Annotated in this window: 1 pseudogene; it reads right to left on the bottom strand. The window is 77.2% G+C overall.

Going from position 1 to position 294, the window contains the following annotated elements:
- Window positions 1–294, bottom strand: a pseudogene (locus tag ACLBX8_RS32040) (FUSC family protein); the annotation flags it as partial.

The following is a 294-nucleotide window of genomic DNA, read 5'->3' as shown; positions in this document are numbered from 1 at the left end:
GCGGTGGCCCCGCGCGTGGCCGTCGAAGGCGGCCGTGGCGGGCTCCGGCAGGGCGACGAGCCGCTCGAGGTCGCCGCAGAGCCGGGCGAGGTTGTGCCAGACCCCCGCCACCGCCCGGTGGGCCGGTCGGTACGGGTGCAGCCGCCAGATGACCAGGGCCAGGAAGGTCGCCCAGAGACCGCCGGCGGCGAACATCGCCGCGGTGACGCCCGCCTGCGCGACGCCGAGCGGCCGGTCGAGGGCGATGCACAGGACCACCACGAGCACGTTGCCGGCCGACTGGGCCTGCACGCT

It is taken from the genome of Methylobacterium sp. D48H (assembly GCF_053345715.1).
This window is presented reverse-complemented; position numbering and strand designations above follow the sequence as displayed.